The sequence below is a fragment of the Delftia sp. CH05 genome (assembly GCF_009827015.1).
Taxonomy (GTDB): domain Bacteria; phylum Pseudomonadota; class Gammaproteobacteria; order Burkholderiales; family Burkholderiaceae_C; genus Comamonas; species Comamonas tsuruhatensis.
Genome location: NZ_WUMG01000034.1, coordinates 23,991 through 49,410 on the forward strand (window position 1 = coordinate 23,991; position 25,420 = coordinate 49,410).

Below are 25,420 nucleotides of genomic sequence, written 5' to 3' on the forward strand. Positions count from 1 at the left end.
GGCCCGGCCCGTGCTTTCCAGGCCGCAGCAAGTGCGGCAGGGCAGGCCCTGCCGCGCGGGAGGGGCGCATGAATCCCAACACCCTGGACCACTCGGCGCCCTCGCTGTTCAAGCGGCGGCCCTCGCGCGTCTCCCAACTGGCCATCTACAGCGCATTGGCGCTGTTTCTGATGGTGGCCGACGCGCGTTTCAGGATCACCGACCCCGTGCGCGTGGCCGTGTCCACCGTGCTGTACCCCGTGCAGTGGGTGATGCTCAAGCCGGTGGAGGCCGTGCACGACGCCAGCCGCTACCTGGGCTCGCTGGACGAGGCCCAGGCCCGGGAGCAGGGCGCGCGCAAGGAACTGGTGGCCATGGCCCAGCGTGCCTCGCTGGCCGACGAACTGATCCAGGAAAACGACCATCTGCGCGAGCTGCTGCAGCTGCGCGACCGCCTGACCACGCCCGGCACGGCGGCCGAAGTGGTCTACGACAGCCCCGACCTCTATACCCGCCGTGTGGTCATCGACCGCGGCCAGGTGGACGGCATCGCCCAGGGCTCGCCCGTGCTCGATGAAAAGGGCGTGGTCGGCCAGGTCACGCGCGTGTATCCGCTGCGTTCCGAGGTCACCCTGCTCATCGACCGCGACCAGGCCATTCCCGTCTTCAACCCGCGCACCGGTGCACGCAGCGTGGCCTATGGCGACCCGTCGCCGCTGCGCACCGGCGGCATCGAGCTGCGCTTCATGCCCAGCAATGCCGATGTGCAGGAAGGCGACCTGCTGACCACCAGCGGCGTCGACGGCCTGTACCCGCCGGGCCTGCCCGTGGCCAAGGTGGTCTCGGTGGAGCGCCGCGCGGACTCGGCCTTCTCCCGCATCTACTGCGAACCCGTGGGCCGCGTTCAGGGCGTGCGCCACGTGGTGGTGCTCAAGCCGCTGGACCGCGCCACGCATCCCGAGGCGGAAGGCGCTGCCGAACCCCTGCGCGCCGGCAAGGGCAAGGAAAAAGACAAGGGCAAGGAAAAAGACAAGGCCAAGGACGGCAAGGGCAAGGAAGCCGCCAAGGACGGCGGCAAGGCCGGCAAGACAGATGCGCCGGCCACGCCTGCCGCACCCGCTGCTCCCGCCGCACCCGCCTCCGCCAGGAAGGAGCCCGCATGATCATGCCGCGCGGCCAGCAGCTGCTGCTGCCGGTCAATCCCCTGTTCATCGTCGTCAGCCTGCTGGCGGCGCTGGCACTCAACATGCTGCCGCTGGGACGCCAGGCCTGGCAACCCGACCTGCTCATGGTGCTGCTGGCCTTCTGGGCATTGAACCAGCCCCAGCGCGTGGGCATGGGCGTGGCCTTCCTGCTGGGCCTGTGCATGGACGTGGACCGCTCCTCCCTGCTGGGCCAGCATGCGCTGGCCTATGCGCTGCTGGTGTTCGCGGCCGGCGCCATGGGCCGGCGCCTGTCGTGGTTCTCCACGCCCGTGCAGGCGCTGCACCTGCTGCCGCTGTTTGCCGTGGTGCACGGCCTGCAGGTGCTGCTGCGCATGGTGGCCGGTGGCATCATGCCCGGCCCGCTGGTGGTCGTCGCGCCTTTGATCGAGGCCCTGCTGTGGCCCCTGGTCAGCGGCCTGCTGCTGGCGCCTCAGCGCCGCCCGCCGGACAGTGACGAGAACCGTCCCCTGTGAGGCTTGACGCGTGATGGAAATCCGCAATACAGAAGCCGAGCTGCAGCGATTCAGGCTGCGCGCATGGGTGATGAGCGTGGTGGTGCTGCTGGCCTTCGGGCTGGTGGTGGCGCGCTTGCTGGTGCTGCAGGTGCAGCGCCATGAGGAGCTGTCCGAGCGCGCCGAAAGCAACCGCACGGCCGTGGTGCCCATCGTGCCCAACCGGGGCCAGATCCTGGACCGCAACGGCGTGGTGCTGGCCACCAACTACTCGGCCTACACGCTGGAGATCATGCCCTCGCGCGCGGGCAACCTTGAAGAGACCATCGACAGCCTGGCCGAGATCGTCGAGATCACGCCGCGCGACCGGCGCAAGTTCAAGCGCCTGGTGGACGACTCCCGCAGCTTCGACTCCCTGCCCATCCGCACGCGCCTGACCGATGACGAGGTCGCGCGCTTTGCCGCGCAGCGCTACCGCTTCCCGGGCGTGGACATCAAGGCGCGGCTGTTCCGCACCTATCCCATGCAGGACACGGCCAGCCATGTCATCGGCTACATAGGCCGCATCAACCAGCGCGAGAAAGAGGCGCTGGAAGACTCCGACGACGCCGCCAACTACCGTGGCACCGACGTCATCGGCAAGCTGGGCGTGGAGCAGAGCTACGAAACCGACCTCCACGGCCAGACCGGCTGGGAGGAAATGGAAACCTCGGCCGGCGGACATGCCGTGCGCAAGCTCGGCAGCCGCCCCGCCACGCCCGGCGACAGCCTGGTGCTGTCGCTGGACATCAAGCTGCAGCGCATGGTGGAGGAGCTGTACGGCGACCGCCGCGGCGCCCTGGTGGCCATCGATCCGCGCAGCGGCGAAGTGCTGGCCATGGTCAGCCGTCCCACCTTCGACCTGAACCTCTTCGTCGATGGCATCGACCAGGAGAGCTGGACCACGCTCAACGAATCCATCAACCGCCCGCTGCTCAACCGCGCGCTGCGGGGCACCTATCCGCCGGGCTCCACCTACAAGCCCTTCATGGCGATTGCCGCGCTGGAGTCGGGCAAGCGCCGCCCGGACACCACCATCATGGACAACGGCAGCTGGACCTTCGGCGGCCACACCTTCCGCTCGGGCCACCCCAACGGGCCGACCAACCTGCGCCGCTCCATCATCAAGTCGTCCAACGTGTACTACTACATGCTGGCCAACGACATGGGCGTGGACATGATCCACGACTACATGAAGCCGCTGGGCTTCGGCCAGCTCACCGGCATCGATGTGCGCGGCGAGGCGCGCGGCGTGCTGCCCAGCACCGAGTGGAAGCGCAACACCTACAAGCGGCCCGAGCAGAAGAAGTGGTACGCGGGCGAGACCATCTCGCTGGGCATCGGCCAGGGCTACAACAACTTCACCATCCTGCAGCTGGCCAATGCCATGTCCACGCTGGCGGCCAAGGGCGTCAAGCACCGCCCCCACCTGGCCGTGGGCCGTGTCGATGCCGTCACGCAGCAGTTCTCGGCCATCAACAAGGATCCAGGCACCAGCATGGGCTACAAGCCCGAGAACGTGGAGGCCGTGCGCGCCGCCGTGGCCGCCGTGACGGTGGAGGGCACCTCGCGCGGCATCTTCGGCAACGCGCCCTACACCTCCACCGGCAAGACCGGCACGGCCCAGGCCGTGGGCGTGCGCCAGAACGAGAAGTACAACGCGGCACGCCTGTCCGAGTTCCAGCGCGACCACTCGCTGTACATCGCCTACGCACCGGCCGACAACCCCACCATTGCCGTCGCTGCCATCGTGGAGAACGCCGGCTTCGGTGCCGCTGCCGCCGCACCGCTGGCGCGCCGCGTGTTCGACTACTGGCTGCTGGGCCGCTACCCCAGCCTGGAAGACATGGCCGCCATGCGCAAGGGCCAGGCCGGCGTCCCCATAGGCACCCCGCGCCGCGTCTCCGAAATCACGCTGGATGCGGAAACCGTGAACCTGCCCGGCCTGCCGCGCTATGAGCCGCCCGAGGCGCCGGTCCCCGTGCCCGCAGGCCGCCCGGCGGTGCTGTCGCCGCCTTCGGCTGCCGAGCTGGAGGATTGAGGCACGCTTGTGTGCCGCTGCAAGCGGGTCTGAGCCCTGCGCGGCAGATTCAGCGCTGCCAGGGATCGATGACCGTGACCCCGCAGTCCGCATAGTCCCGCACATTGCGGGTGGCAAGGCTGGCTCCCCTTGAGCGGGCGATGGCCGCAATCATGGCGTCGAACTGGCTGATGGGTCTGCCGGACTGCCTTCGGGCCGCAGCGATCTGCGCATAAGCGTCAGCGGCACCGTTGTCGAACTCCAGGACGCGGCCTGCCATATCGATGTCCAAGATAGCCTGCACTGCAGCCAGCAACCCATGCTTGCGCTGTCCCTGCGGCAACAGCAGGACGCCGTACAGCAATTCTCCGCGCGTGATGGCTGTGGTGAGCAAACTGGAGCGGGGCTGGCTGGCCAGCCATTCCATGGCGCGCCTGTCGGGATCGGGGCGCAGAGCCTCGGACAGGACGTTGGTGTCGAGAATGATCACCGGCTGGCACCCAGCGGATTGCGAATGGGCTCGCGCTGCGCAAGCACCAGTTCAACGCCGCCCAGGGGCTCGACCCGGGCCCGGATGGAGTCGAACAGTGAATGCCCCTCCGCCGCATTGGCTGCGAGTGCCGCGCGCAAGATGTTGCGGGCCTCTTCTTCCATGGAGTGGCCGTGCAGGTCCGCCTGCAGACGCAGCCGGGCCTGCAGGTCTTCATCCAGATCGTGGATCGTCATGGTAGTCATGGCCAGGCTCCTTTCAGGTCAATGACGCATGGTAGTCATGGACACGCAAGGCGACAACGGCATGCCCCCTGCGCATGAGGGCACGCAAGGCGACGAATCAGGGCTTCGGCCTCAATGCCCCATGCGCCCGATGAATGCCGCGATCCGCTCGCTGGCCGGGTTGCCGAAGAATTCGGCCGGTGGCGCCTCGTGGGCGATGCAGCCCTGGTCGAAGAACATCACGCGGTCGGCGACCTCGCGGGCGAAGCCCATTTCGTGGGTGACCACGATCATGGTCATGCCGCCGCGTGCCAGCTCGCGCATCACGTCCAGCACCTCCTGGACCATCTCCGGGTCCAGCGCGCTGGTGGGCTCGTCGAACAGCATCACCTGCGGCTCCATGGCCAGGGCGCGGGCAATGGCCACGCGCTGCTGCTGGCCGCCCGACAGCTGCCACGGGTACTTGTGGGCGTGGGCCTGCATGCCCACTCGCTCCAGCAGGGCCATGGCCTTGGCATTGGCCTGGGCGCGCGGCGTTTTGTGGATGCGGCGCGGCGCCAGGGTCACGTTGTCCAGCACCGTCATGTGGCCGAACAGGTTGAACTGCTGGAACACCATGCCCACTTCGCAGCGCTGCTTTTGCAGCGTGGCTTCGTTGTCGGTGACTTCGACGCCGTCGATGGTGATGCGCCCGCCATCATGCGGCTCCAGCCGGTTGATGGCGCGCAGCAGCGTGGACTTGCCCGAGCCCGAGGCGCCGATGATCACCGTCACCTCGCCCGTGCAGAACTGCGTGGAAACGCCCTTGAGCACCTGGTGGCTGCCGAAGGACTTGGTGACCTTGTCGGCCACGATGTAGGGCATGCCCCGTGCCAGCTTGTCGGCGCTCATTTGTGGCGGCCCTCCACGTCGAAGCGGTACTCCACGGCAGCCGTGACCTGGGTCACCAGCGTGGTCAGCACCAGGTAGGTCACGCCCACGGTGACCAGGGTCTCCACGGGCTGGAAGGTGGCCGACTGGATGCGGTTGCCCACATTGGTCAGCTCCACCACGCCGATGGCGTACGCCAGCGACGAATCCTTGAGCAGGGCCACGAAGTTGCTCACCAGCGGCGGCAGCGAGATCTTGAAGGCCTGCGGGAACACCACGTCCATGAAGACGCAGATGCGCGGCAGGCCCAGGGCGCGTGCGGCCTCGGCCTGGCCGCGCGGCACGGCCTGCAGGCCGGCACGCACGGCTTCGGCGTTGTAGGCGCCCACGTTCAGCGCCAGTGCAATGCAGGCGGCCGCGAAGTCGGGCAGGTTCAGGCCCGGGATCAGCACCGGCAGCGCGAAGTAGATGAACAGGATCTGCACCAGCAGCGGCGTGCCGCGGATCGCCCAGACGTAGAAGCCCGCGGCCCAGCGCAGGGCGGCCGTGCGCGAGGTGCGCGCCAGCGCGGCGGCGATGCCCAGCACCAGGCCGGCGGCGCCGCTGACCAGCGTCAGGTACAGCGTGGTGCGCGCGCCTTCGGCGAAGGTGTCGGCATTGGAGCCTATGGGCTCGGGCAGCAGGGACAGCAGTTGCCCCAGCAGCGAAACCACGAGCACCATCAGCAGCAGGGCCGTGACCAGGGTGGCGTTGCTGCGCTGCGAGCGGCTCCAGTGGGCGGGCCAGAGGACGGTAAGCATAGGTGGGCTAGAAACAAAAAGGCGCCCTGCAAGTGGGCGCCGGTCGGGCAGATCTGCCCGGGGCCTCAGTCAGGGCAGCGGATGTCTTCGTGGAAGTATTTCTGCGACAGCTTGGCGTAGCTGCCGTCGGCCAGGGCGTCCTTGAAGGCCTTGTTCCAGGCATCGGCCAGCGACTTGTTGTCCTTGGCCACGGCGGCGGCAATGCGCTCGACCAGCAGCAACTCGCCCTGCTTGAGCTGGGCATTGGGGTTCTTCTGCTGCAGTTCCTTGGCAATGAAGCGCTCGGTCACCCAGGCGTCCACCCGCTTGGACAGCAGCGCATTGCGCGCGGCCTCGTTCGTGGGGAAGTTGACCAGGCGCTTGATGCCGGGCAGGTTCTTCTCCATGTACTGCATATAGGTGGTGCCGGTCTGCACCGACACCGTCTTGCCCGCCAGGTCCTTGCCCGAGCGGATGGCCGGGTCCAGCGACATCACGATGGCGCCAGAGCAGTAATGGGGCTGGGTGAAGGTCACGGCCTTCTCGCGCTCGGGCGTGATGCCGTGCGAGGAAATCACCAGATCCCAGCGGTCCTGCTGCAGGCCGGTCAGCAGGGCGTCGAAGCTGATGGTCTTCCACTCGTACTTCACGCCCATCTTGGCGGCCATCATCTGGGCCAGCTCGACTTCGAAGCCGGTCAGCTGCTTGCCCTCGAAATGGGCGAAGGGCGCGTAGTAGCCCTCGGTGGCCAGGCGCAGCGTGCCTTCCTTCTGGATGGCGTCGAAGGGGCGGGCCTGAACGCCGGCGGCGGTCCACAGGGCCAGCGCGGCGGCGGCGATGACGGTAAAGCGTTTCATGGAACTCCTGGGCTGTCGCTCAAGACCTGACCCCGGCGCCGTAGCATGAAGAAAGCGCCAAGGCACGCATCAGTGCATGGGCCATGGACGGCGGGGCCGGTTTTTTGCGGCTGGTCGGCTGGTCGGGTACGGCCGCTGGCAGGGGTGCGACATGCACCAGCCGCCGCAGCTCAAGGCGAAAAGTCGGCAATTATAGAAGGTTGCCGTCGCCAACGCCGATGGCAGGTGTTGCGAACGCCGCTGGCCCGTGCTCAGGCGATGAAGGCGTCGTAGCCGGTCTTGAGGATCAGCAGGCTCACCACGCCGATGAAAATGCCGCGCACAAAGCCCGTTCCATGGCGCAGGGCCATGTGCGTGCCCAGCATGGCGCCCAGCACATTGGCCACCGCCATGGGCACGGCCAGGTGCCACCAGATATGGCCCTTGAGCGCGAACAGCGCCAGCGCAGCCAGGTTGGTGGCCATGTTCAGCAGCTTGGCCGAGGCCGATGCGTTCAGGAAGTCATAGCCCATCAGCCGCACGAACAGGAACACGAAGAAGCTGCCCGTGCCGGGGCCGAAGAAACCGTCATAGAAGCCAATCACCAGGCCGATGGCGCAGGCGATCAGCGTCTCGGCGCGGCCCGAATAGTGCGGCGTGTGGTGGCGGCCCATGTCCTTGCGCGCCAGCGTGTAAACCAGCACGCCCAGCAGCACCAGCGGCAGCAGCCGGCGCAGGAAATCGGGGGAGATCTGCGTGACGGCCCAGGCGCCCGCAAAAGAGCCCGCCATGCCCACGCAGGCCGCCGGCATCATCGCGCGCCAGGGCAACTGCACCTTGCGGCCGTACTGCCAGGTGGACATGGCCGTGCCCCAGACCGAGGCGCTCTTGTTGGTGCCCAGCAGGGTGGCCGGTGGTGCGGTGGGGAAGGTGGCGAACAGCGCGGGCAGCAGGATGAGGCCTCCGCCGCCCACGATGGCGTCCACGAAGCCGGCCAGCATCGAGGCCAGCGAGACGATGATCCATTCCATAGGGCGGCGATTGTCGCACCGCCACGGTGCCGCATCAGGCTGGCCGCAGGCATAAAAAAAGCGCCGGACTTGCCGGCGCTCTGGGAAATGCATCTTGGGATGCTATTTATGAATGTTGATCTGGTTGTGTACGAGTTGTCTCCTCGGCCCCTCTTGTGCAGCACTGTGGTACCGCGAGAGTGGATGGACTTTAATGGCCGCACCTGGGTGGTGCATCGGGGATTTCCCGCAGTTGCCGCGAAAGTGCGGGATTGCACCAGCAAGGGGCTGGGACGATGATTGCCGGTTGCCGGACGTTCAGCGCATGCGCAGCACCAGCTTGCCGAAAGCACCCCGCTCCAGATGCTCCAGGGCTGCCGGCAGATCGGCCAGCGCGTATTCGCTGTCGATCACAGGTTGCAGCTTCAGCCAGTCCACGGCACGCACCAGATCCTGCAGCGCACGCCGGTGTGCCACGCCGATGCCCTGAACGGTGGCGCGCCCCAGCAGCAGCGGATAGACCGAGCCGCGCAGCTCGTCGCCCTGCAGATTGCCGATCACCGACACGCGGCCTCCCTGTGCCAGGGCCGATAGCGAGCGGCCGAAGTTATCCCCCCCGGCCAGTTCCAGCACATGGTCGGCGCCGCGTCCTCCCGTGAGGGCGCGCACCTCGGCGGCCCAGTCCGGCGTGCGGTGGCGGTGGATGCCGTGGTCTGCACCCAGCTGTGCAGCCCGCGCCAGCTTGTCGTCGCTGCCCGAAACCACCACCACGCGCGCACCCTGGGCATGGGCGATCTGCATGGCGAACAGCGCCACGCCGCCTGTGCCCATGATGACCACGGTGTCGCCGGGCCGCGTGGGCGCGGACTCGGCCAGCGCGAACCAGGCCGTTGCGCCCGCGCACGTCAGGGTGCTGGCCTGCGCAAAGTCCAGCTGACGGGGCGCGGCGACCAGGTTGTCTTCGCCCAGCACCACGTATTCCGACAGCATGCCCGGCCCGGGCGAGCCCAGCGGCAGGCTGGTGCGCGGCTGCACGCCGTCCTGCCAGCCGCAGAAGAAGGTGCTGATCACGGCGTCGCCAACCGCGAACTCCGCGACGCCCGGGCCGATGGCGACCACCTCGCCAGCCATGTCCGAGCCGGGCACCAGGGGCAGGGCCGGCCCCATGCCCATGCCGTCGCGCAGGATCAGCAGATCGCGGTAGTTCAGCGATGCCGCATGCACGCGCACCAGTACCTGGCCCTGCCCGGGCTCGGGAATGGGGGCTTGCACCAGCTGCAGGTTTTCATGGCCCAGGGCGGGCAGTTGCCATTGCTGCATGAATGGGGAAGACGCAGGCACGGTCATGGAAGGCGGTCCTTTCGAGGCAGATATCAAACAGGACTTCAGTCTATTGATTCCTCCATAATTGCATTGATTCAATTGAGGCTATGGTTTGTAGAATTTATGGAACCAATTGCAAATGACAGGCTGGCAGGCGTCAGCGCTTTCGTCGCCTCGGCCGAGGCCGGCAGCTTCGCCCAGGCGGCCGAGCGCCTGGGCCTTACGCGCTCGGCTGTTGGCAAGGCCGTGGCGCGGCTGGAAGAGCGCCTGGGCGCGCGGCTGTTCGTGCGCACCACGCGCAGCCTGGGGCTGACCGAGGACGGCCAGATGTTCTACGAGCGCTGCGCGCAGGCGCTGGAGGACCTGGATGCCGCCCGGCACATGCTGGAAGCCGGGCGGCGGGAAGTGGTGGGCCGGCTGCGCATCAGCGCACCCGTGGTCTTCGGCCGCCACCACGTGGCTCCCTTGCTGCTGGAGCTGGCGCAGCTGCATCCGCGCCTGCGCATCGAGGCCAGCTTCACCGACCGCCAGCTGGACTTCGCCGATGACGGCATTGACCTGGCCATACGCAGCGGGGAACTGTCTGACAGCGACTGGCTGGTTGCGCGGCGCCTTGGCATGCAAACCATGGTGCTGTGCGCATCACCCGCCTATCTGCAGGTCCATGGCGCGCCGCGCAGCGTGGCCGACCTGGCCGGACATCGCTGTATTGCCTATATGCGCAGTGGCCGCGCCGCCCCCTGGGGGCTGGCCGGTGAGGATGGATCGCTGGCCGCGCCCGTGCTGGAGCCGGCGCTGGGCTTTGACGACATAGAAACCATCGCCACGGCCACGCTGCAGGGCGCGGGCCTGGCCCACATGCCGCTGTGGCGGGTGCGCAGTGCGCTGGACAGCGGGGCGCTGGTGCGCCTGCTGCCCGACGTGCCGGCCGCGCGCATTCCCCTGCATGTGCTGTGGCCGCGCACGCGCTTTCTGCCCTACCGGCTGCGCGTGACCATCGATGCGCTGCTGGCGGCGATTCCGCCGCTGCTGCAGGAGCAGTCCTAGGCGGCCAGCGCAACGGCCGGTTCCGTGCTCTGCCGTGCCGGCTCCTGGCCCCGGCCCTGCCTGTCCGCAAGAATCCAGCCGGCGGCCTTCTCCGCCATCATCAGCGTCGGGCTGTTGGTGTTGCCACTGGTGATGCGCGGCATGGCGCCTGCATCGATCACGCGCAGGCCCTGTACGCCGCGCACGCGCAGGCGGCTGTCGAGCACGGCCATGGGGTCGTCGGCGCGGCCCATTCGCGTGGTCCCCACCGGGTGGAAGATGGTGGTGGCAATGTCGCCGGCCAGGCGGGCCAGGTCCTCGTCGCTCTGGTATTGCACGCCGGGCTTCCATTCCTCGGGGGCAAAGCGGGCCAGCGCGCTCTGGCTGACGATGCGCCGCGTCACGCGCAGGCTGTCGGCGGCCACCTGCCGGTCCTCGGGCGTGGACAGGTAGTGCGGCGCAATGGCAGGCGCCTGGCGGAAGTCTCCGCTGCGGATGCGTACCGTGCCCCGGCTGGTGGGGTTGAGGTTGCAGACGCTGGCCGTGAAGGCCGGAAAACCGTGCAGCGGCTCGCCGAAGGCGTCCAGCGACAGTGGCTGCACGTGGTACTGGATATTGGGGTGCGCCTGCTGCGGGCTGCTGCGCGTGAAGGCGCCCAGCTGCGAGGGCGCCATGCTCATGGGGCCGCTGCGGCGCAGCAGGTACTCCAGGCCGATGCCGGCCTTGCCCCACAGCGAATTGGCCATGGTGTTGAGCGTGCGCGCGCCCTTGATCTTGTAGACCGAGCGGATCTGCAGATGGTCCTGCAGGTTCTCGCCCACGCCGGGCAGGTCGTGGCGCACGGCGATGCCGTGGCCTTGCAGCAGCGCCCCCGGGCCTATGCCCGACAGCTGCAGGATCTGCGGGGAGTTGACGGCGCCCGCGCACAGCAGGACCTCCTGGCTGGCCTGCACATCGACCATTTCCGAGCCGGTCCAGACCTGGGCGCCGCTGCAGCGCAGGCCGCCGGCGGGCAACGGCTCGAACAGCAGCCGGCTGACCTGGGCATGGGTCCACAGCTCGAAGTTGGGGCGGCCATAGCAGGTGGGCCGCAGGAAGGCCTTGGCGGTGTTCCAGCGCAGGCCGCCCTTCTGGTTGACCTCGAAGTAGCCCACCCCCTCGTTGCTGCCGCCGTTGAAGTCCTCGGTGGCCGGAATGCCGGCCTGCTGGGCGGCTTCGGCAAAGGCGTCCAGGATGTCCCAGCGCAGGCGCTGCCGCTCCACGCGCCATTCGCCGCTGCCGCCTGTGCCCGTGCCGCCGTGCAGGGCGCGAAAGCGCGCATCGGCGTTGCCCCCGGCGTCCAGCCGCCAATGGCTTTCATGCTGGCGAAAGGCCGGCAGCACCTGGTCCCAGCGCCAGGCGTCGTCGCCGGTCAGCTCGGCCCAGCCGTCGTAGTCGCGGGCCTGGCCGCGCATGTAGATCATGCCGTTGATGCTGGAGCAGCCGCCCAGCGTCTTGCCGCGCGGATAGCGCAGGCTGCGGCCGTTGAGCCCTTCGTCGGGTTCGGTCTGGTACAGCCAGTCGGTGCGCGGATTGCCGATGCAGTACAGGTAGCCCACGGGGATGTGGATCCAGTGGTAGTCGTCCTTGGCGCCCGCCTCGATCAGCAGCACGCGGCTGCGGCCGTCGCGCGAGAGCCTGTTGGCCAGGAGGGCGCCTGCCGTGCCGGCGCCGATGACGATGTAGTCGAAGGTGGTATTGCTCATGGAGATGGGCGGGCGTCCGCTGCGGGCCGGAACGTCCTTGGGAGCCGGGGTTGGTGCTTCGGCCCATTGTGCGGACGGCATGCGCACTGTCGAGAGGGAAAGCGCGCTGGACTCCTTTTTTCGCAGCAGCGCATGCAGCAGCGGTGGCGGTCCCGCTGGTTTTTTGATAAAAATTGCACGCGTAGGGCAAAGCCGTCGCGCACACGGCGTTGCGGGGCAATCTGCGGGCCGCGCCGCTCGGTTATCCTGCGGTCTTGGCGGGCGTGCCGCCTTGCCTGCCCACGCGCCTCGGCCTCGCCTTCGCAACCCCCAAGGACTTCCCGCACTTGTCTGCCCTCAACAATCCCCCCCAATGCAGCCTGCGCCGTGACAACGACGGCCAATGGGCGTTGCTGACCGGCTCCTGGGGCGCGGCCGAGCTGGGCCGGCGGGCGCAATGGCGCAGGCTGCGTGCACAGCTGGCCGACGCCAAGGGCGATGACCTGGGCTGGAACCTGCAAGGGCTGGACTGGCTGGACCACGTGGGCGCGCAACTGCTGTGGAACCACTGGGGCCGTCGCCTGCCCGCGCGCCTGGCGGCCAGCGACGCGCAGCGCGCCATGCTCGACCGCGTGGCCCGTTTTTCCAAGGAGCCTGCACCGCCAGCCCCGCGCCTGAGCCTGCTGGAGCACATCGACAGCCTGGGCTGCCTGGTCATCAACGCCTGTGGCCATTTCGCACAGCTGACGCGGCTCATCGGCCAGTTGCTGATCGACCTGGTGCGCTTTGCGCGTGCCCCGCACCGGGGGCCTTGGCGCGACATTTCCGGCCACCTCTACTCCATGGGCGCCACGGCCCTGCCCATCACGGCCCTGGTGGGCTTTCTGATCGGCGTGGTGCTGGCCTACCTGATGGCGCTGCAGCTGCGCCAGTTCGGGGCGGAATCCTTCATCGTCAACATCCTGGGCATCTCGCTGATCCGCGAGCTGGGCCCGCTGCTGGCAGCCATCTTGGTGGCGGGCCGCACGGGCTCGGCCATCACCGCCCAGATCGGCGTGATGCGCGTCACCGAAGAGCTGGACGCCATGCAGGTCATGGGCATACCGCACGGCTTTCGCCTGGTGCTGCCGCGTGCGCTGGCGCTGGCCATTGCCATGCCCCTGGTCTCGCTGTGGACCACGCTGGCCGCGCTGGCCGGCGGCATGCTGGCAGCCGACCTGACCATGGGCGTCACGGGCGCCTACTTTGCCGAGGCGCTGCCTGCCGCCGTGAAGATCGGCAACCTCTGGATCGCCATGGGCAAGTCCGTGGTCTTCGGCGCCCTCATCGCCTTGATCGGCTGCCACTGGGGCCTGCGCGTGGAGCCCAATACGCAGAGCCTGGGCAAGGGCACGACGGCCTCGGTGGTGTCGGCCATCACCATGGTCATCGTGGTGGATGCGATCTTCGCCATCTTGTTCAAGGACGTAGGGATATGAAGCACCCCCTGAGTCGCTTCGCGCCTTCCCTCTCTCTACTTGCTTCGCAAGGGAGGGGGACGACGCCCTCGCTGCGAGGCGGCTCTTGCTCGGCGTCTCTCGCTTGGGCAGCGCCGGTTTCATGGAACAGGGCACGGAGATGACGGACATGAACGAGTACAGCAAGGGTACAGCGCCCGCAGCCGACGAGCCCATCGTGCGCATTGCCGGGCTGTGGAGCGTGTTCGGCGAAGGCGAGAACGCCTTTGCCGTGCACCAGGACCTGGACCTGGATGTGCAGCGCGGCGAGATGCTGTCCATCGTCGGCGGCTCGGGCACGGGCAAGACCGTGCTGCTGCGCCAGATGCTGGGGCTGCTGGAGCCCACCAAGGGCCGTGTCGAAGTGCTGGGCCGCCCGGCCAGCGAAATGGGCCGCGAGGGTGCTGCCAGCCGCGTGGGCATGCTGTTCCAGCACGGGGCGCTGTACTCGGCCTTCAGCGTGCTGGACAACGTGGCCTTCGCGCTGCGCGAGCAGGGCACGCTGCCCGACGAACTGATGCGCGACGCGGCCCTGGTCAAGCTGCAGATGGTGGGCCTCAAACCCGAGCATGCCTCGCGCATGCCGGCCGATCTCTCGGGCGGCATGATCAAGCGCGTGGCGCTGGCGCGGGCGCTGATCATGGACCCGCCCCTGCTGCTGCTCGACGAGCCCACGGCCGGCCTGGACCCCACCAGCTCCGACGAATTCTGCGAACTGCTGCGCGAGCTGCGTGCCGAGCTGGGCCTGACCGTCATCATGGTCACGCACGACCTGGACACGCTGTTCGCCCTGTCCTCGCGCGTGGCCGTGCTGGCCGAGAAGAAGGTGCTGGTCAGCGGCCCGCCGCGCGAGGTGGCCGAGTTCAAGCATCCGTTCATCGAGCATTTCTTCCAGGGCGAGCGCGGCAGGCGCGCGATGAGCACGGTATGAGAAGCCCCCCTGAGTCGCTTCGCGCCTTCCCCCCTCTCGCCTTGCGGGGGGGGACGACACCCTCGCGGCGGGGCGGCCCTTGCTCGGTGTCCCTTGCCTTGGGGTGCGCCGGTTTTGAAGGCCGCGCTCTGAGTGCTGGCCCTGGGGGCTGTGGCCCCATGCCTTGTTTTGCTGGGCTCAACGTTATGGACCATTGATATGGAAAACAAATCACATGCCATGGCGGCCGGCATTTTCGTGCTGGTCGTGGCGGCCCTGCTGGCGGGGCTGGCGATCTGGCTGACGCGCGATACGCGGCAGTACAACGAGTACGAACTGTCCACCAAGGACGGCATCAGCGGCCTGCAGGCCCAGGCCGCCGTGCGCTACAAGGGCGTGGCGGTAGGCAAGGTCACGCGGATCGGGTTCGATCCGCAGACCAATGGCAATGTGCTGATCCGCATCGCCATCGGTGTGAACACGCCCATCACGCCCACCACGTTCGCCGTGCTGGGCTACCAGGGCGTCACGGGCCTGGCCCATGTGCAGCTCGATGATGCGGACCAGCCCCAGCCCCAACTGCCCCCGGGCCCCAGCGGCCTGCCGCGCCTGCCGCTGCGCTCTTCGCCCCTGAGCATGCTGGCCGACCAGGGGCAGGTGCTGCTGGAGCGCGCCGATGAAATCTCGCGCCGCCTCAGCGACATGCTGGACACCGACAACCAAAAGCGCGTGAGCCAGGCGCTGGAGAACATTGCGGCCGCTGCCGCAGGCGTGCAGCAGCTCACGCAGAACCTGGACCGCACGCTGTCCACCCAGGTGCCGCAGCTCGCCGCCGACGCCCACAACACCCTGCAGTCGCTGGAGAAGGCCAGCAACGGAGCCGCCGCCGTGGCGTCCGAGCTGCAGCAGACCGTGCGCCGCGTGAACGCGCAGGACGGGCCGCTGGAGCAGATCGCCCAGAGCACGCGCGCACTGACCCGCATGGCCGATTCGCTGGGCCGCAGCACGGTGCCGCACGCCAACCGAGCGGCCGATGATGTCTCGCGCGCCGCGCGCCAGATGGGCACGGCGGCCAGCCGCTTCAGCGACAACCCGCAGGCCGTGATCTACGGGCCGGGCCAGGCCCGTCCGGGGCCGGGCGAGCCCGGCTTCGTCGCCCCGTCTGCAGCCACCCAGCCCTGACCGAGGAACCCGCATGTCCCCATCTCGCAAGACCGCCGTGGCCAGCGCTGGACTGGCCGCCGCCCTGATCCTGCTGGCCGGCTGCTCGGCCCTGCCGCAGCCCCCCGCCCAGCCCGCGCGCTATGACTTCGGCCTGGCGCCGCTGTCCACGCCCGCGCAGTCCGCCACATCCGCAGCCCCGCAGGCACGCACGCCGCTGGCGCTGGCCGATGTGGAGGCCCCCGCCCTGTCCGACGGCAGCACGGCCATGTTCTACCGCCTGGCCTATGCCAACGGCCAGGAACTGCGCCCCTACCAGCTGGCGCGCTGGAGCCAGCCTCCTGCACTGCTGCTGCAGCAGCGCCTGCGCACCCAACTGGGCCTGCAGCGCCCCGTGCTGGCCAGCAGCGAAAGCGTGGCCCAGCCGCGCCTGCAAGGCGCCGTGCCCACGCTGCTGCGCGTGGACATCGAAGAGTTCAGCCAGGTCTTTGACGCGCCCGGCTCCAGTGCCGGCGTGGTGCGCCTGCGCGCCACCCTGGTCGAGCAAAGCGGTGCCGTGGACCGCCTGCTCGGGCAGAAGGTGTTCGAGGTGCGCAGTCCTGCAGCTTCGGGCGATGCGGCGGGCGGCGCCCAGGCCCTGGCCAAGGCCACGGATGCGGCCATTGCGCAGATCGATGCGTGGCTGGGGCAGCAGGGGCACTGAGCGGCTGCTGGATTTCCAGCCCATCCATTCTCTTGAGAACGGCTGGTGGGTGCATTGCATCCGCTGGCCGTTTTTTGTTTTCGGCAACTGGCTCTGCAAGCAAGTGGACTTTTTCTGCCCCTGCCGGATGGTTGCTTTTCGAGGCCGGGTCTCGGCCCGGCAGCCGACTGCCCTTTTCTTGATTCGCCAAGAAAGGTCAGATCACGAAGCAAGCCTGTCCTTCGGCAGGCTTGCAACCCCGCAACCGCCACGGCGCAGGTGCGGACATACGGGGAAAAGGCTGGGTACTCAGGGCAGGGGCGGGCCGCGCCTGACCCAGCGCTTCCCGCGCGTCCGTCAGGGGCTGTAGTCCCGATCCCACCGTCTCGGCTGCCCCTGGGACGACCGTCAACACTAGGTCCAGACTACGGCGCGCGGCGCGCAGGTTTTTTACAGTGGAACCGTCGCTGATGCAGATCGCGGCTTTGAAAAAACAAGGCCTGATTGCACGGCACGACTTCAACATCACTGAAAGGAACAAGCCATGAATGAAGACCGCATCAAGGGCAACTGGAAGCAATTCACCGGCAAGATCCGTGAGCAATGGGGCAAGCTCACCGATGACGATCTGGACGTGATCGCCGGCAAGCGCGAGCAATTCCTGGGCAAGCTGCAGGAGCGCCAGGGTCTGGCCCGCGACGCTGCCGAAAAGCAGCTGACCGACTGGCAAAAGCGCAACCCCGACTTCCGCTTCGAAGACTGACGAGGGTGGACTGCGGATGGGCTGGTCGCCCTGGCCGGCGCCCCCATCCGCTCCTCGACAGCCGGCATGCCCCCAGGGCATGCACCCAAGGCCCGCCGCCGCAGGCACCAAGGGCCACCTCAGTACAAATACAAGGAGTTCCATCATGCAAACACCGCAACGCTTTCGCCACATGCTGTCCGCCGTCGCCCTGGGCCTGATGGCCTCCGGCGCCATGGCCATGACCAATGCCGAGCACACGGCCGCCAAGAACCAGATCGAGGCCGACTACAAGGCTGCCAAGGAACAGTGCAAGCCGCTCAAGGACAACGCCAAGGACGTCTGCGAGAAGCAGGCCAAGGGCCAGGAAAACGTCGCCAAGGCTGAACTGGAATCGCGCCGCAATCCTTCGCCCAAGAACAGCGAAAAGGCACTCAAGGCCAAGGCTGATGCGGACTACGACATCGCCAAGGAAAAGTGCGATGACCTCAAGGGCGACGCCAAGGATGTCTGCGTGAAGGATGCCAAGGCTGCCCATGTGCGTGCCGTCGAAGCCGCCAAGGTGAACAAGGCCCAGGCCGAACCTGCCGCCAACTCTGCCGCCAAGGCCGCCAACGTGGCCGAGACCCGCAAGGACGCTGCCGAGGAAACCCGCGAAGCCGACTACAAGGCTGCCAAGGCCCGTTGCGACACCATGAGCGGTGACGCCAAGGATGCCTGCGTGGCGGATGCCAAGCGTAAATATGGACAGTAAGCTCCCCCTGAGCGGCTGACTCCGCTTCCCCCTCTCTACCCGCTTCGCGGGGGAGGGGGACGACGCCCTCGCCGCGAGGCGGCTCTTGCTTGGCGGCCCTGATGTTGGGGCGCGCCAGTTTTATCCGCCTTGACCAAGCCCCGCTCGCGGGGCTTTGCTGTTTTCGGGTTGGCTGATGTGGGTCAAACGGGTTGGGCGGTGCTGTTCCTAAGCTGCAGGCTTTCACGATGAAGGCAGGAGAAGCATATGGCCGTGCTGGAATGGAGCGGAGCGCTGGCATTGGAGTTGCCGGCCATGGACGAGGTGCACCAGGAGTTCGTGCTGCTGCTGGCCGAGGTGGAGGCGGCCGATGATGCGCAGCTGTGCGCGCGCTGGGATGAGTTGATCGCGCATACGCAGGTGCATTTCGACCAGGAAGACCGCTGGATGCAGTCCACGCGGTTCACCAGCACCAACTGCCACAGCCTGCAGCACAAGGTGGTGCTGCAGGTGATGCGCGAGGGGGTGGCCAAGGCGGCAGCGGGGGATCTGGCCGTGATCCGCAGCATGGCGGGCGAGCTGGCGGCCTGGTTCGTGCACCATGCGCAGACCATGGATGCGGCGCTGGCCCTGCATCTGCGCAGCGCGGGCTTCGATCCCGCCACGGGCTCGCTGGCCCACCCCGAGGCCTTGCCCGAGCAGCCCATCACGGGCTGCGGCGGTGCCTGCGACGGCAGCGCCGACCGCGCGCGGGCCGTGCCGGCCTGATCCGGCAGGCCTTCAATCGGCCAGCCAGTCCGCTCAGGGCACGATCGCGGGCGAGGCCAGGATGGGGAAGATCTTCACCAGCCCGCCCGCCATCACCTCCACGGCCAGGGCCGCGAGGATCAGGCCCATGAGCCGCGTCATCACGTTGATGCCGGTCTTGCCCAGCACGCGCGCAATCGGGTCGGCCAGCGAAAAGCAGACCATCACCACCAGCGCCACCACCACGCCATAGCCCACCAGCGCCAGGTGCTGCCAGATGGTGCGTGCCTGGTCGGCATAGATCACCACGGTGGACATGGAGGCCGGCCCCGTCAGCAGCGGAATCGTCAGCGGCACCACGGCAATGCTGTTGCCCATGGCGGCCTTTTCCGCGCCTGCCGCCAGCGTGGGCGCGTTGGGCCGTTCCTCGGCCGGGCGGGCGTTGAGCATGTTCATCGCGCTGATCAGCAGCAGCAGGCCGCCGCCCACCTGGAAGCTCTGCAGCGAGATGTTGAAGAAGTCCAGCACCTGCAGCCCGATGATGGCGCAGGCCGCGATCACGCAGAACGAGGCCAGCGCCGCCGTGCGAATGGTCTGCTGGCGCTGCTGGGCGCTGAATCCCTCGGTGTAGTGGATGAAGAAGGGGACGATGGCCAGCGGGTTGATGATGGCCACCAAAGTGATCAGCGGTTTGAGGTCCATGGTTGCCTTGGAGCTAGAGGTTGCCGCCCGAGATATCGACCAGGCTGCCCGTGGTGTAGTGCGAGCCGTCGGACATCAGCCAGAGGATGGCGTCGGCCACCTCCTCGGCCCTGCCGCCGCGCTGCATGGGCACGTTGGGCGCCAGGCGCTCGACGCGGTCGGGCTGTCCGCCGCTGGCGTGGATGTCGGTCTCTATCAAGCCGGGCCGCACGGCGTTCACGCGTATGCCCTGGGCGGCGACTTCCTTGGACAGGCCCAGCGTCATCACGTCCAACGCGCCCTTGGCGGCCGCATAGTCCACGTACTGGCCCGGTGCGCCCAGCCGCGAAGCGATGCTGGAGACGTTCACGATGGCGCCACCCCTCCCGCCGTGGCGGGTGCTCATGCGCCGCACGGCCTCGCGCGCGCAGATGAAGCTGCCGATGGTATTGACGCGGAACATGCGCTCCAGCCGCTGCACGCTCATCTCGGCCACGGTCTGCGCGCGGTCCACCACACCGGCGTTGTTGACCAGGGCATCCAGCCGGCCGAACTGCGCATCCACCGCACCGAACAGGGCCAGCACCTCGGCTTCGTCGCCCACATCGGCCTGCACGGCCAGCGCGCGGGTGCCGGCCAGTTGCACGTCGGCCACCACGGCCTCGGCCGCATCGCGCTGGTGCTGGTAGCTGATCACCACGTCCCAGCCCCGGTGCGCTGCCATGCGTGCCGTTGCGGCGCCTATGCCGCGGCTGCCGCCGGTGATGAGCACGACTTTTCGTTCCATCGAATGTCTCCTGTGAAAGAATTGCCGCACGGGCCGGCCCGCCGCCATTACAGCATTGCGGGGCGCGTCCGCCCACCGGGAAATCACAACAGATTCTCAGACAGAAAGGAACGCGGACATGGGCAGTTTTGTGCAGTTGACTTCATTGGATGGCACGTCTTCGCCGGCCTGGGTGGCCCGCCCCGACGTGCCCGCGCGCGGTGCCATCGTCGTGCTGCAGGAGATCTTCGGCGTCAACGCCCATATCCGCGCCGTGACCGACCGGCTTGCGGCGCGGGGCTATGTGGCCGTGGCGCCGTCACTGTTCACGCGTGTGGAGCCGGGTGTGGACCTGGGCTACGGCGACGCCGACCGTGCCAAGGGCATGGCGCTGAAATCCGCCGCCGAGGCGCTGCCCCAGCCCGGCGTGCTGCCCGAGATCGAGGCCGCCATCGCCCATGCCGCCACGCTGGTGCCCGGCGGCAAGGTGGGCATCGTGGGCTTTTGCTGGGGCGGCCTGTGGGCCTGGCGCGCGGCCTGCAACCTGCCCAGCCTGTCGGCTGCGGCCTGCTACTACGGCGGCGGCATGACCACGCCGCTGGAGATGGGCCGCGAGCCGCTGTGCCCCGTGATTGCCCACTTCGGCCGGCGCGATACGCACATTCCCGTGGACGCCGTGCAGGCCTTTGCCCAGGCGCAAAAGCATGTGCAGGTGCACCTGTACGACGCCGACCACGGCTTCAACTGCGACCAGCGCAGCGCCTACGACGAGGCCAGCGCCCTGCAGGCGCGCGACCGCACGCTGGCCTTCTTCGACCAGCACCTGGCTTGATCAACCCCCGGGGTCCGGATCACATGCCGGCCCCGGCGTCGCCTTGTGCGCCTGCACGGTCTGCAGCGTGCCCCGCAGCGCGCGCTGCTGCGCGGTCAGGAAACTCATCAGCCCGCCCAGGTCGTTCAGCTGTTGGTCGGGGCCGGCCATGCAGCACAGGTCGATCACCAGGCCCATCTGGTGCATGCAGTCCTTGATGCGATAGACCTCGTATTCGGAAATGGGGTAGTACAGGCTGGTTTCTTGACCGGGCGTGCACACAGGGGCGAAGGGAAAGGCCGGGGTGATTGTTTCGCCGGGGACGGTGGTGTCAGCCATGGCGGCTCCTTTGCGACAGGTGTAGAACCTGCCTCCCCCCCGCCAAGAGGGGTGGCAGGACTGTGCAGGTTGGCGGACCGGGCAAAGGAGCCGGCACCCCCTTGCGGAGGTCCTGCACAGCCCCGCCGAAACGGAACCATGCGTAGCCTGGGGGTCAGCCCTGCGGCTGCTGCGCGTGCAGCCCAATGTGGTACAGCCCCCAGGGCGCCTGCGCAAAGCGTTCCTTCAGGGGCTTGCTGGCCAGCTCCGCAATGCGGTCGGCGTCGTACATGGCCCATTGCGGGCCCAGGCCGCCCAGGCCCAGGCGCCGGCCGTCCATGTGCGTGGCCAGCAGCATGCGCCATTGCAGGGCCTGCGCCAGCGGCAGCTGGGCGCGGTAGCCGTCGATGGCTTGCAGGGTGATCCACTGGCCCTTGGCCGCTGCGGCGGCGGTGTCCACGCCGGCCGCCTGCAGCACGGTGGCCAGCAGCGGGCCGCGCAGCCGGTGGGGCTGGCCGTCGTATTCGATATGGGGCGTGATCTCCACCGTGGGCAGGCGCTCCAGCGCACCGGCCCCTGTGGTCCAGGCCGAGTCGAAGGCCAGGCCATGGTTTTTCAGCAGCAGATCGGCCACCGGGTCCAGCGGCCCCCGGTTGCCGCGCACGCCGGGGCCGCTGATGGTGAGCACGGCGGCTTCGGTGCTTTTCCCGGGGGCGGCCAGGGCGCTTTCGCACAGGGCCAGGCCGGTGGCTGCGCTGGCGGCCAGCAGGCTGCGGCGTGAAAGCGGGCTCCGGCTTGCGGATGCGGTCATGGGGAACTCCTGGGGGTGCGTGGCGATGTGCCATCGCCGATTTTCCGTGAAGTGCCCATCCTGCGCGACAACGCCGCGCCCGCTGCGGTCAGCAGGCTCAGCAGCGCAATCCCCCCGGCGCCCAGCGCTGGAATGGGCGCCGCAGATGGTGCGGGGGCCGCCGTGACGGTCACGGTGTTGCTGTCCGAGCCGGAGGTATTGCCATCACCGGGCACATAGCGCGCCTGCACCGTGGCCGTGCCCGGTGGCAGCCGGGGCACGCTGCAGCTGGCCTGCCCGCCGGTCACCGGAACGCTGGCGCACAGCACCTGCGTTCCGTTCAAGAAATCCACCGTGCCGCTGGCGCCGGCAGGCAGCGTGACCTGGGCGCTGAAAGTCACGCTCTGGCCATGGCCTGGCGCAGCGGGGGAGGCCGACAGGTGGGCGCTGGTGGCTGCCGGGCCGATCACCACGGTCACGGCTGCGGCTTCGGTGGTGGCGCCGTTGGCATCGGTGGCGGTCAGCGTGAAGCTGTAGCTGCCTGCCGCCTGCGTGGCTGGGGCCGAGAGGGTGCCGGCGGCCTGGCTGAAGCCTGCGGGCAAACCGCTCACGCTGTAGCTGAACGGCCCCACGCCGCCGCTGGGCACGGGTGCCAGAGGCTGGCTGTAGGCCGTGCCGTAGGTGCCGGAAGGCAGGCTTGCCGTGAGGCTGAAGGCCGTGAAGCTGGCCTGTGCGCTCCTGGCTGCGTCGATGGTGACGCTGCAGGTGGACGTGCTGCCGCTGCAGGCATCACCCCAGGTGGCAAAGGCATGGCCAGGGTCGGGGGTGGCGGCCAGGGTCACCAGGGTGGGCGCGCCTTCGAAGTAGCCATAGCCGGCCTGGCACAGGCCGCCTGGGCGGCCGCAGTCCTGTATGGCACCCGTGGCTGCAGGCGGGGAGGCCTGCGCCGATACGCCGCCCGCGCCGCTGGCCAGCACGGTCAATGCTGCCTGGAAGACGTTTGCCTCCACGGCGCCGATGTCGCACCGCGCACCCTGGGGCCTGACCACGCCGCGCTGGTCCGTGCCGGGTGCGGCAGTGCAGGCCACCCCGTCCAGTGCCGGGCTGCCGGTGGTGTTCAACATGGTCTGGGTGGGGCCGCCGTGGCTGGCCAGGGGGCCGAGCTGCGGGTTGCCCGTGGTGAAGGCCAGGGCGCTGATGTCGGCATTGTTCAGGGCCTGCGCCAGGCCCAGCAGATTGTTGCTGCCGCTGGCATCGCTGGTGCCGCCATTGCGCAGGTCCAGCACCACGTCCCTGCCAGCGGGCTGTTTGGTGGCCGGCTCGAACACGCTGTCCTGGACAATGCTGGCCTGCATCTGCAGCGAGGCACCGCTGCGGGTGCAGCTGATGTTGCCACCCGCACTGCAGGCGGCCTGGGAATCGCCCAGGCTATAGATGGCGCCGCCTTGCGCGGCCGGGTTGTCGTCGCCATTGGCCTGCACGGTATTGCCGGCCAGGGTGGAGAAACGGATGGTGAGCACGCCGTTGTAGTTGAAAACGGCGCCACCCAGGCCGGCGCCGCCGCCGCTGCTGTTGCCCAGCCCGCCGTGTGCACCGTTGCCAGCCAGGGTGACCTGGTTCAGCGTCAAGGTGCCTGCGTTGTTGAAAATGGCCCCTCCCATGCCGCCTGCGCCACCGCCAGCGTCGAAGGGGCCGCCCCCACCGTTGCCGGCGCCGAAGCCGCCACCGCTGCCACGACGGCCACCACCACCGCCAAATCCGCCACCGCCGGAGCCGCCGCCGCCACCACCGAAGCCGCCGTTCTTGCCGCTGGCGCTGCCACTGCCACCGCCCAGGCCACCATCGTTCGGGCCGCCAGCGTTCGGCCCTCCCCCCGGGGACAAAGTCCCATCCTCGCCCACGCCGGCACCTGCAAAGGAGTTCAAGGAAAGCCTGCCTCCTTGCCCCCCTTGTGCGTGATTGCGCGTGAGCGTGCTGCGTTCGATGGTGAGCTGGCCCCGATTGAAGATGGCACCGCCCGCACCCAGCGCGCCGCCGCCAAAGCGGCTGGAGCCGCCTGTGGCCTGCCCCCCGGCCAGGGTCAGGCCGCGCAGGACCAGTCCACCCTGCGCATCGATGTCGAACAGCCGGAAGCCGGGTGCGGTACCGAGGCGCTGCACGCTCACGCCCTGGGGCGTCAGGCCATTGGCGGTGGCATCGATGGTGATGTGCTTGCCGCTGATGAAGAAGGCGCTGGGGCCGAACTGCGAGACGTAGCCGGGCCAGCTGGCCAGCGGCAGGCAGGTGGCGCCGGCGGCCTGCCCGGTGTCCAGGCAGTTGGTAAAGCGGGTCAGCGAGATGGTTTGTCCATCCAGGGCCGCGCCGAAGACGATGGTGTCGCCATCGGCGGCATGGTTGATGGCGTCGCGCAGGGTGTCGCAGTTGCGGTCGCCTGCGGCAGGCGAGCATTGCGCACGAGACAGCGGCTCGGTGTCTGCAATCTCGCCGGCGGTGGTGACGGTGAGTGTGGCGGCCTGGGCCGCGGCGCCGACAAGGGCCAGTGCCAACCCGCCCGTCAGGCCCAGGAATGTCCGGCCCCAGGGGCTCGGCGTGGGCATGGGTGGTGCGTCGGCTGCAGCAGACGGGTGGATGATGGACATGGCGGACCCCCTCGGTAGGCACAGCATCTCGGTGATGTGCTGAAGAGGGCAAATCTATGGGGTGTCCGGCTTTCTGTATGTCCCCCGTTCGGGCTACATGGCCGATGAGAGGGGGCGGGGCCGCCATGCCGCCCATGTCACCTATCCGGGCGACATGACAGCGGTCTTGTTCCATGTGAACATGCGGGCCTCGCCACGCACTCCACCTCCATGGACACGCACACAGACCCTTCCTCTGCCGCCGCGACGGGTGGCGCCACACCCATCCGCGTGGCCGTGGTGGAGGACGACGCCGCCTGCCGCCACGCCCTGGTGGGCGTGATCAATGCTGCGAAGGACATGGTCCTGTGCTGGGCGGCAGCCAGCCGCGCGGAGGCCTTGCACCAGCTCGGCCGCTCCGATGGGGCCGGTGCCATGGACGTGATGCTGGTGGACCTGGGCCTGCCCGACGGCAGCGGCCTGGAGGTGATTGCTGCCGTGCGCACCCGCCACCCCGGGGCGGCGGTGATGGTCAGCACCATCTTTGGCGACGAGCAGCATGTGCTGGCCGCCATCGAGGCCGGCGCCATGGGCTATCTGCTCAAGGACCTGGCCGCCGACGCGGTGCTGGAGGAAGTGCGCAGCCTGCACGCGGGCGGCAGCCCCATCAATCCCATGGTGGCGCGCAAGCTGCTGCTGCGCCAGCAGCGGGCCGGGGCGGTGGCCGGGCTGCAGCCGCCTGCCGAGCCCCAGGCCGTCGCGCAGGCGCTGTCCGCGCGCGAGCTGGAGGTGCTGCGCCTGGTGGCGCGCGGCCATACGCTGGACGAGGTGGCGCGCCAGCTGGGCGTGTCGCGCCACACGGTGCGCACCTTCGTGCGGCGCATCTACGGCAAGCTGCAGGTGTCCAGCCGCACGCAGATGATGCATGTGGCCTTGCAGCGCGGCTGGCTGGCCGAGGGGCGGCAATGAGCGCCGCCAGGGTGGGCAG

Annotated in this window: 26 protein-coding genes; 13 read left to right on the top strand and 13 right to left on the bottom strand. The window is 68.6% G+C overall.

The features are described 5' to 3' along the window. Positions 1 to 68: 68 nt before the first annotated feature. Genes mreC through mrdA form a run of 3 tightly spaced genes read left to right on the top strand, consistent with a single transcriptional unit; the run spans position 69 to position 3,716 of the window. Positions 69 to 1,142 carry a rod shape-determining protein MreC gene (gene mreC, locus GRX31_RS21740; protein ID WP_160854756.1) on the top strand — a complete coding sequence of 358 codons (1,074 nt, stop codon included), beginning with the start codon at positions 69 to 71 and terminating at the stop codon, positions 1,140 to 1,142. Beyond that, on the top strand, positions 1,139 to 1,657 hold the full coding sequence (mreD, locus tag GRX31_RS21745) for a rod shape-determining protein MreD (RefSeq protein WP_016448548.1): 519 nt from the start codon (positions 1,139 to 1,141) through the stop codon (positions 1,655 to 1,657). Before mreC ends, mreD begins: the two co-directional genes overlap by 4 nt. Before the next feature lie 13 nt (positions 1,658 to 1,670). After that, positions 1,671 to 3,716 carry a penicillin-binding protein 2 gene (mrdA, locus tag GRX31_RS21750; protein ID WP_016453588.1) on the top strand — a complete coding sequence of 682 codons (2,046 nt, stop codon included), beginning with the start codon at positions 1,671 to 1,673 and terminating at the stop codon, positions 3,714 to 3,716. Between the two features lie 49 nt (positions 3,717 to 3,765). Here mrdA and GRX31_RS21755 read toward each other — a convergent pair whose 3' ends face one another. The 7 genes from GRX31_RS21755 to GRX31_RS21785 all read right to left on the bottom strand — a co-directional run bounded on the left by GRX31_RS21755 (position 3,766) and on the right by GRX31_RS21785 (position 9,251). Next, positions 3,766 to 4,185, bottom strand: coding sequence for a PIN domain-containing protein (locus GRX31_RS21755; RefSeq protein WP_160854758.1), 420 nt, complete (start codon positions 4,183 to 4,185; stop codon positions 3,766 to 3,768). Further along, a complete protein-coding gene (locus GRX31_RS21760) occupies positions 4,182 to 4,430 on the bottom strand; it encodes a FitA-like ribbon-helix-helix domain-containing protein (protein WP_016453586.1) in 249 nt (82 codons plus the stop codon). The genes GRX31_RS21755 and GRX31_RS21760 overlap by 4 nt, the downstream gene beginning before the upstream one ends. Before the next feature lie 111 nt (positions 4,431 to 4,541). Continuing rightward, positions 4,542 to 5,300, bottom strand: coding sequence for an amino acid ABC transporter ATP-binding protein (locus tag GRX31_RS21765; protein WP_016448544.1), 759 nt, complete (start codon positions 5,298 to 5,300; stop codon positions 4,542 to 4,544). Continuing rightward, a complete protein-coding gene (locus GRX31_RS21770; protein ID WP_012202298.1) occupies positions 5,297 to 6,079 on the bottom strand; it encodes an amino acid ABC transporter permease in 783 nt (260 codons plus the stop codon). The genes GRX31_RS21765 and GRX31_RS21770 overlap by 4 nt, the downstream gene beginning before the upstream one ends. Positions 6,080 to 6,144: 65 nt before the next feature. After that, positions 6,145 to 6,915, bottom strand: a complete 771-nt coding sequence (locus GRX31_RS21775) for an ABC transporter substrate-binding protein (protein WP_160854760.1) — start codon at positions 6,913 to 6,915, stop codon at positions 6,145 to 6,147. Positions 6,916 to 7,166: 251 nt separating this feature from the next. Further along, positions 7,167 to 7,925 (bottom strand): sulfite exporter TauE/SafE family protein, encoded by a 759-nt coding sequence (locus tag GRX31_RS21780; protein ID WP_013800226.1) that lies wholly within the window; start codon positions 7,923 to 7,925, stop codon positions 7,167 to 7,169. 297 nt (positions 7,926 to 8,222) lie between these two features. Continuing rightward, on the bottom strand, positions 8,223 to 9,251 hold the full coding sequence (locus GRX31_RS21785) for a zinc-dependent alcohol dehydrogenase family protein (protein WP_237426744.1): 1,029 nt from the start codon (positions 9,249 to 9,251) through the stop codon (positions 8,223 to 8,225). A gap of 99 nt (positions 9,252 to 9,350) precedes the next feature. Here GRX31_RS21785 and GRX31_RS21790 point away from each other — a divergent pair, with 99 nt between their 5' ends. Beyond that, positions 9,351 to 10,274 (top strand): LysR family transcriptional regulator, encoded by a 924-nt coding sequence (locus tag GRX31_RS21790; RefSeq protein WP_016448539.1) that lies wholly within the window; start codon positions 9,351 to 9,353, stop codon positions 10,272 to 10,274. On the opposite strand, the gene GRX31_RS21795 is transcribed toward GRX31_RS21790, so the two are convergent. Continuing rightward, the gene (locus GRX31_RS21795; RefSeq protein WP_016448538.1) at positions 10,271 to 11,998 is read right to left on the bottom strand and encodes a GMC family oxidoreductase; all 1,728 of its coding nucleotides are present in this window, start codon (positions 11,996 to 11,998) and stop codon (positions 10,271 to 10,273) included. The genes GRX31_RS21790 and GRX31_RS21795 overlap by 4 nt on opposite strands. A gap of 326 nt (positions 11,999 to 12,324) precedes the next feature. Here GRX31_RS21795 and GRX31_RS21800 point away from each other — a divergent pair, with 326 nt between their 5' ends. The 7 genes from GRX31_RS21800 (at position 12,325) to GRX31_RS21830 (ending at position 18,469) form a co-directional block, all read left to right on the top strand. Continuing rightward, on the top strand, positions 12,325 to 13,455 hold the full coding sequence (locus tag GRX31_RS21800) for an MlaE family ABC transporter permease (RefSeq protein WP_016448537.1): 1,131 nt from the start codon (positions 12,325 to 12,327) through the stop codon (positions 13,453 to 13,455). A gap of 148 nt (positions 13,456 to 13,603) precedes the next feature. Continuing rightward, positions 13,604 to 14,404: an ATP-binding cassette domain-containing protein gene (locus tag GRX31_RS21805; RefSeq protein WP_160854762.1), complete on the top strand. Its 801-nt coding sequence runs from the start codon at positions 13,604 to 13,606 to the stop codon at positions 14,402 to 14,404. 198 nt (positions 14,405 to 14,602) lie between these two features. After that, complete coding sequence (locus GRX31_RS21810) at positions 14,603 to 15,565, top strand: MlaD family protein (protein ID WP_016448535.1); 963 nt, start codon at positions 14,603 to 14,605, stop codon at positions 15,563 to 15,565. Between the two features lie 13 nt (positions 15,566 to 15,578). Beyond that, positions 15,579 to 16,247 carry an ABC-type transport auxiliary lipoprotein family protein gene (locus GRX31_RS21815; protein ID WP_160854764.1) on the top strand — a complete coding sequence of 223 codons (669 nt, stop codon included), beginning with the start codon at positions 15,579 to 15,581 and terminating at the stop codon, positions 16,245 to 16,247. 523 nt (positions 16,248 to 16,770) lie between these two features. Then, the gene (locus GRX31_RS21820) at positions 16,771 to 16,989 is read left to right on the top strand and encodes a CsbD family protein (RefSeq protein WP_012202308.1); all 219 of its coding nucleotides are present in this window, start codon (positions 16,771 to 16,773) and stop codon (positions 16,987 to 16,989) included. 145 nt (positions 16,990 to 17,134) lie between these two features. After that, on the top strand, positions 17,135 to 17,722 hold the full coding sequence (locus tag GRX31_RS21825) for a hypothetical protein (RefSeq protein WP_016448533.1): 588 nt from the start codon (positions 17,135 to 17,137) through the stop codon (positions 17,720 to 17,722). A gap of 246 nt (positions 17,723 to 17,968) precedes the next feature. Next, positions 17,969 to 18,469, top strand: a complete 501-nt coding sequence (locus tag GRX31_RS21830; RefSeq protein ID WP_160854766.1) for a hemerythrin domain-containing protein — start codon at positions 17,969 to 17,971, stop codon at positions 18,467 to 18,469. A gap of 33 nt (positions 18,470 to 18,502) precedes the next feature. Here the strand turns inward: GRX31_RS21830 and GRX31_RS21835 are convergent, their stop codons facing one another. Further along, positions 18,503 to 19,150, bottom strand: coding sequence for a MarC family protein (locus GRX31_RS21835; protein WP_016448531.1), 648 nt, complete (start codon positions 19,148 to 19,150; stop codon positions 18,503 to 18,505). Positions 19,151 to 19,163: 13 nt separating this feature from the next. Continuing rightward, positions 19,164 to 19,916: an SDR family oxidoreductase gene (locus tag GRX31_RS21840; protein WP_017405497.1), complete on the bottom strand. Its 753-nt coding sequence runs from the start codon at positions 19,914 to 19,916 to the stop codon at positions 19,164 to 19,166. A gap of 118 nt (positions 19,917 to 20,034) precedes the next feature. On the opposite strand from GRX31_RS21840, the gene GRX31_RS21845 reads away from it, so the two are divergent. Next, the gene (locus GRX31_RS21845; RefSeq protein WP_160854768.1) at positions 20,035 to 20,727 is read left to right on the top strand and encodes a dienelactone hydrolase family protein; all 693 of its coding nucleotides are present in this window, start codon (positions 20,035 to 20,037) and stop codon (positions 20,725 to 20,727) included. On the opposite strand, the gene GRX31_RS21850 is transcribed toward GRX31_RS21845, so the two are convergent. From GRX31_RS21850 to GRX31_RS31045, 3 genes are all read right to left on the bottom strand, one after another. Further along, a complete protein-coding gene (locus GRX31_RS21850) occupies positions 20,728 to 21,045 on the bottom strand; it encodes a hypothetical protein (RefSeq protein ID WP_160854770.1) in 318 nt (105 codons plus the stop codon). It lies immediately after the preceding gene. A gap of 154 nt (positions 21,046 to 21,199) precedes the next feature. Beyond that, the gene (locus tag GRX31_RS21855; RefSeq protein ID WP_160854772.1) at positions 21,200 to 21,835 is read right to left on the bottom strand and encodes a molybdopterin-dependent oxidoreductase; all 636 of its coding nucleotides are present in this window, start codon (positions 21,833 to 21,835) and stop codon (positions 21,200 to 21,202) included. Further along, complete coding sequence (locus GRX31_RS31045) at positions 21,832 to 24,453, bottom strand: choice-of-anchor Q domain-containing protein (protein ID WP_160854774.1); 2,622 nt, start codon at positions 24,451 to 24,453, stop codon at positions 21,832 to 21,834. Before GRX31_RS31045 ends, GRX31_RS21855 begins: the two co-directional genes overlap by 4 nt. A gap of 210 nt (positions 24,454 to 24,663) precedes the next feature. On the opposite strand from GRX31_RS31045, the gene GRX31_RS21865 reads away from it, so the two are divergent. Next, positions 24,664 to 25,401: a response regulator transcription factor gene (locus GRX31_RS21865; RefSeq protein ID WP_160854776.1), complete on the top strand. Its 738-nt coding sequence runs from the start codon at positions 24,664 to 24,666 to the stop codon at positions 25,399 to 25,401. Positions 25,402 to 25,420: the final 19 nt, after the last annotated feature.

Excerpts from the sequence above, each read along its gene's own strand:
- mreC (WP_160854756.1), top strand. The coding sequence starts at position 69 with ATGAATCCCAACACCCTGGACCACTCGGCGCCCTCGCTGTTCAAGCGG.
- mreD (WP_016448548.1), top strand. The coding sequence starts at position 1,139 with ATGATCATGCCGCGCGGCCAGCAGCTGCTGCTGCCGGTCAATCCCCTG.
- mrdA (WP_016453588.1), top strand. The coding sequence starts at position 1,671 with ATGGAAATCCGCAATACAGAAGCCGAGCTGCAGCGATTCAGGCTGCGC.
- GRX31_RS21760 (WP_016453586.1), bottom strand. The coding sequence starts at position 4,430 with ATGACTACCATGACGATCCACGATCTGGATGAAGACCTGCAGGCCCGG.
- GRX31_RS21765 (WP_016448544.1), bottom strand. The coding sequence starts at position 5,300 with ATGAGCGCCGACAAGCTGGCACGGGGCATGCCCTACATCGTGGCCGAC.
- GRX31_RS21770 (WP_012202298.1), bottom strand. The coding sequence starts at position 6,079 with ATGCTTACCGTCCTCTGGCCCGCCCACTGGAGCCGCTCGCAGCGCAGC.
- GRX31_RS21775 (WP_160854760.1), bottom strand. The coding sequence starts at position 6,915 with ATGAAACGCTTTACCGTCATCGCCGCCGCCGCGCTGGCCCTGTGGACC.
- GRX31_RS21780 (WP_013800226.1), bottom strand. The coding sequence starts at position 7,925 with ATGGAATGGATCATCGTCTCGCTGGCCTCGATGCTGGCCGGCTTCGTG.
- GRX31_RS21785 (WP_237426744.1), bottom strand. The coding sequence starts at position 9,251 with ATGACCGTGCCTGCGTCTTCCCCATTCATGCAGCAATGGCAACTGCCC.
- GRX31_RS21790 (WP_016448539.1), top strand. The coding sequence starts at position 9,351 with ATGGAACCAATTGCAAATGACAGGCTGGCAGGCGTCAGCGCTTTCGTC.
- GRX31_RS21795 (WP_016448538.1), bottom strand. The coding sequence starts at position 11,998 with ATGAGCAATACCACCTTCGACTACATCGTCATCGGCGCCGGCACGGCA.
- GRX31_RS21805 (WP_160854762.1), top strand. The coding sequence starts at position 13,604 with ATGAACGAGTACAGCAAGGGTACAGCGCCCGCAGCCGACGAGCCCATC.
- GRX31_RS21810 (WP_016448535.1), top strand. The coding sequence starts at position 14,603 with ATGGAAAACAAATCACATGCCATGGCGGCCGGCATTTTCGTGCTGGTC.
- GRX31_RS21815 (WP_160854764.1), top strand. The coding sequence starts at position 15,579 with ATGTCCCCATCTCGCAAGACCGCCGTGGCCAGCGCTGGACTGGCCGCC.
- GRX31_RS21820 (WP_012202308.1), top strand. The coding sequence starts at position 16,771 with ATGAATGAAGACCGCATCAAGGGCAACTGGAAGCAATTCACCGGCAAG.
- GRX31_RS21825 (WP_016448533.1), top strand. The coding sequence starts at position 17,135 with ATGCAAACACCGCAACGCTTTCGCCACATGCTGTCCGCCGTCGCCCTG.
- GRX31_RS21830 (WP_160854766.1), top strand. The coding sequence starts at position 17,969 with ATGGCCGTGCTGGAATGGAGCGGAGCGCTGGCATTGGAGTTGCCGGCC.
- GRX31_RS21835 (WP_016448531.1), bottom strand. The coding sequence starts at position 19,150 with ATGGACCTCAAACCGCTGATCACTTTGGTGGCCATCATCAACCCGCTG.
- GRX31_RS21840 (WP_017405497.1), bottom strand. The coding sequence starts at position 19,916 with ATGGAACGAAAAGTCGTGCTCATCACCGGCGGCAGCCGCGGCATAGGC.
- GRX31_RS21845 (WP_160854768.1), top strand. The coding sequence starts at position 20,035 with ATGGGCAGTTTTGTGCAGTTGACTTCATTGGATGGCACGTCTTCGCCG.
- GRX31_RS21850 (WP_160854770.1), bottom strand. The coding sequence starts at position 21,045 with ATGGCTGACACCACCGTCCCCGGCGAAACAATCACCCCGGCCTTTCCC.
- GRX31_RS21855 (WP_160854772.1), bottom strand. The coding sequence starts at position 21,835 with ATGACCGCATCCGCAAGCCGGAGCCCGCTTTCACGCCGCAGCCTGCTG.
- GRX31_RS31045 (WP_160854774.1), bottom strand. The coding sequence starts at position 24,453 with ATGTCCATCATCCACCCGTCTGCTGCAGCCGACGCACCACCCATGCCC.
- GRX31_RS21865 (WP_160854776.1), top strand. The coding sequence starts at position 24,664 with ATGGACACGCACACAGACCCTTCCTCTGCCGCCGCGACGGGTGGCGCC.